The 3,842-nt window shown below is 37.6% G+C and carries 5 protein-coding genes; 1 reads left to right on the forward strand and 4 read right to left on the reverse strand.

What is annotated here, in order from left to right; translation table 11 throughout:
• The 3 genes from AC1DTM_RS19965 to hutP all read right to left on the reverse strand — a co-directional run.
• A partial coding sequence (locus tag AC1DTM_RS19965) for a hypothetical protein (RefSeq protein ID WP_477000715.1) occupies positions 1-139 on the reverse strand: 139 nt, incomplete at its 3' end.
• 23 nt (positions 140-162) lie between these two features.
• The gene (gene hutH / locus AC1DTM_RS19970) at positions 163-1,680 is read right to left on the reverse strand and encodes a histidine ammonia-lyase (RefSeq protein WP_002066582.1); all 1,518 of its coding nucleotides are present in this window, start codon (positions 1,678-1,680) and stop codon (positions 163-165) included.
• 102 nt (positions 1,681-1,782) lie between these two features.
• Entirely contained in the window at positions 1,783-2,223 is a 441-nt protein-coding gene (hutP, locus tag AC1DTM_RS19975) for a hut operon transcriptional regulator HutP (protein WP_000926519.1), read from the reverse strand.
• Between the two features lie 202 nt (positions 2,224-2,425).
• Here hutP and AC1DTM_RS19980 point away from each other — a divergent pair, with 202 nt between their 5' ends.
• Entirely contained in the window at positions 2,426-3,367 is a 942-nt protein-coding gene (locus tag AC1DTM_RS19980) for a class I SAM-dependent methyltransferase (protein ID WP_477000716.1), read from the forward strand.
• A gap of 18 nt (positions 3,368-3,385) precedes the next feature.
• On the opposite strand, the gene AC1DTM_RS19985 is transcribed toward AC1DTM_RS19980, so the two are convergent.
• Positions 3,386-3,842: DJ-1/PfpI family protein (locus tag AC1DTM_RS19985; protein ID WP_477000714.1), on the reverse strand; the 457-nt coding region annotated here is incomplete at its 5' end.

Here is a 3,842-nt window from a genome sequence, read left to right on the forward strand (position 1 = left end):
CAACTAATTCTTCTGGTTTTTCAGCTACTTCAGGATCTAAATTGTTCATTAACATTCGAAGTGCAGCTTCTTGAACCCATCCTTTCGTTTGTAACTCAGTACCTCTTGCCGCACGAATTGTTTGTTGTACTTTTTCCATTTCAATCTCTCCCTTTTCTCATTTTATAGTGCTGCATTTACATCCAATCTTTCCTTTATTGAATAGTTCGTTTTTAACCAATGCGCGATATTTTCGATATCCGTTGAGAATATACGGTCATTTGTAATAGAAGGCACTTGCTGACGACCTTGATGATAGAACGTTTTTGTAACTGTACTCATGTTTTCAATCCCGCGATATTCTGCTGCTTGCATCGCACAGATCATCTCAATTGCAAGAACGCGTCTTGCATTTTGAATAATTTGATGCGCATGACGTGAAGCGATTGTTCCCATACTTACGTGATCTTCTTGGTTAGCTGACGACGGAATTGAATCTACACTCGCTGGATGAGCTAATGTTTTATTTTCTGARACGAGTGAAGCCGCTGCATATTGCATAATCATGGCACCTGATTGAAGTCCTGGTTCTGGACTTAAAAATGGTGGTAAGTCATTTAATTGCGGATTTACTAGGCGTTCAATACGGCGCTCTGAAATATTTGCAAGCTCCGCCATCCCTACTTTTAAGAAGTCCATTGCAAATGCAATTGGTTGTCCGTGGAAATTACCACCAGAAATTACTTTTTCCCCGCCATCAAAAATAAGTGGATTATCTGTTGCTGCATTCATTTCAATTTCTAATTTTTCTTTCACATAATTTAAAACTTGCCAAGAAGCACCGTGAACTTGCGGGATACAACGAAGTGAATATGCATCTTGTACACGAAGTTCTCCTTGTTTTGTCACAAGTTTACTATCATGAAGAATATCACGAATTCTGCTTGCCACTTCCACTTGCTCTTTATAACCACGCGCTTTATGAACATTTTCATCGAATGCATCAATAATGCCGCGTAATCCTTCCATTGTCATCGATGCAATTAATTCTGATTGATAAGCACTTGCTTCAGCTTCTATATAAGAAAGAACCCCTTGCGCTGTCATCGCCTGCGTACCATTGATTAACGCAAGACCTTCTTTTGCTTCAAGTTCAATAGGTTCAAGTCCTTCTTCTGTAAGAGCAACCATCGCATGAACTCGTTTTCCTTTGTAGAACACTTCACCTTCACCTAATAAAACGAGAGCAAGATGAGATAATGGTGCTAAATCACCGCTCGCTCCTAGTGATCCTTGTTGCGGAACGACTGGATGAATTTTACGATTTACAAACTCAAGAAGCATATTTACAACAAGTGGTCTAACACCCGATACTCCTTTTAACATCGTATTAGCTCGTAAAATTAACATACCGCGTGATACTTCTTCCGGGAATGGATCGCCTATTCCGCACGCATGTGACTGAATTAAATTATGCTGAAGTGCCTTTACATCATCTTTTTGAATAAGTACATCACTAAACTTTCCAAATCCAGTTGTAATACCATAAACGACTTTTCCGTCCTCTACGATTTTCTCAACTACTTCGCGGCACTCCGCTACCTTTTGCATACTATTTGGACAAGCTGTTACACCTTCACCTTCAAGTAACAACCTCTTCATTTCTTCAACTGTCAATGTATGTCCTGTTAACGTAATCATTCTTTTTCCTCCTTATAAAGGCAAAAGGGGACCTTATCTTTTTAAGACAGACTTCTGTCCTAAAAAATAAGGCCCCCTTCTAACTAATAGACTATGGGCAAATCATATGTGATTAATTCCTAAACCAATCGCCTCATGCTCAGATCCTTTTACAGGTGCACCAATCGTTCCATAAAGTGCAACAGCAACCCATTCGCCTTCTTTTTTTCCGTCGTATGGTGTACCGCGCACAATCGCAAAGCGAAGTCCTACTGTACGAAGAACGTCTGCTAACTGAATTTGACCTCTCGTCACTCCGTACAAAGCTTCCATAATTGCATGATAAAGTGCATGTGTTTCTCTGTAAACATCTGTTTCAATAACTCGGTTGCTCTTAGCCGCTGTTTCCATTGCTGCTACTACTTTTTGCGAATTCATAGAACCAACTTTCCCAGTACAATATTTCCAACCTTTTGGAATAGATAATACGGGACTTTCATTCTCATCCGCAAGTGCCAACAGCATAGCCATACGACCAATTCGATGTGTTCCTTGAAGAAGCATGTGACTCTCTCATTTCTTTTGAATTATTTGAATATTACTTAATTTAAGAATATATGAAAACGGTTAAATCGTCAATAGTTTAAAATATTATTCAAGCAATTTTTTATCCCTCTCATACTTGTACTTGTGTACACAATTTATTTACAGATTTTTTTCAGACGTGCTATAGTCTCACTAACAGATGCAAAGGGGCGAGATTTCAKTGGCGAAGCGAAAGGATATTCATTTTCGAATTGAAGAAAAATTACTTGCAAGGTTTGAATCGGCACTCCATTACGAAAGTTTAAATAAAACAGACGTATTAACACATGCGATTCAGCAATTTTGCATAAAGGTGGAATGTGAAAAAATGAATGATGTAAAACGCCAATACAACGTTAGTAACCATTTACAAACACGTATCGATACGCATACATATTTCGAAGAGAAACGAGTGAATGTAGATGAAATCGTCATTGAACATTTACAACTTCAAGGGAAAGAAAAAATATTAGAGGTCGGATGCGCTAACGGAAAATTCCTTTCCCTTTTGCAAACGAATGGTCATAAAGGACATCTAACTGGTTTTGATCAATCGGAAACTATGCTTTCTGAAGCTACAATAAAGAATAATATAATCGAATGGAAACTGGGTGATGCTAGTAAACTTCCTTTCGAAGCTAATYGTTATGATTGGGTAATCGCAAGGCATATGTTATACCACATGAAAGATGTCGAAAAAACAATTCAAGGATTCCATAAAGTAATTCGTCCCGGCGGCGCACTTTTAGCTACAACAAATTCTAAAGTTTCATTACCTCGTATAGATGAAATGTGTAACAAAATGTTAGTCGCATTTGATTTACCAAAAACATCACCGTCAGCAGCTCCATTTTGTTTAGAAAATGGTAAAGATCTATTACACTCTGTTTTTTCAACTGTTGAAGAAACAATTATTCATAATGCACTTGTTTTTCATCATGCCACTCCAATCATTAACTATATTTCCAGCATGTTTCCGTCGCTGAATATACCTGATAATATGTCCCTTCACACCGAAATGAAGGACTGGCTAAAAAAAGAAATAGATAATGAATTAACAATTCATGACGGTATATGGAGCGATCCGAAAACGTTAGTAATTTATCGATGTAAAAAGAAATAAGCTAGCATTCGCTAGCTTTTACACGTTTTCCGGTAAAAGATTCTCCATCATCATATTGCCCTTGCCACTATAAAAATTTATATTATGTTCATTCGCTACCCCAAAATAAGAGGCAATCGCTATTCCAAATGGTACAAATGCATGTCCTTGTGCTGTAATAATATTTGCGTGCTGTACAACTTCTTCATACACAAAATTTTCTACTGGAAAACAATCTAATTTTTGATAATCTATGGTCGCTGTATAAGAAATTTCTTTAAATAAACCTGCTCTTGCTAACGCATACGGTCCAGCACAAATCGCTGCCACTAATTTTTCTTGTTCAGAGAATTGACGAATAACTGAAAAAAGCAGTTCTGCCTCTTTCATATGTATTTCATCTCCACCTGGAATAAGAATCCCCTCATACTCTTCCACACGCACTTCATTTAATTCTATGTGCGGTTGTACTTGCAAGCCCGTTTCACTTATAACC

This window comes from Bacillus sp. P4_D3 (genome assembly GCF_056401855.1).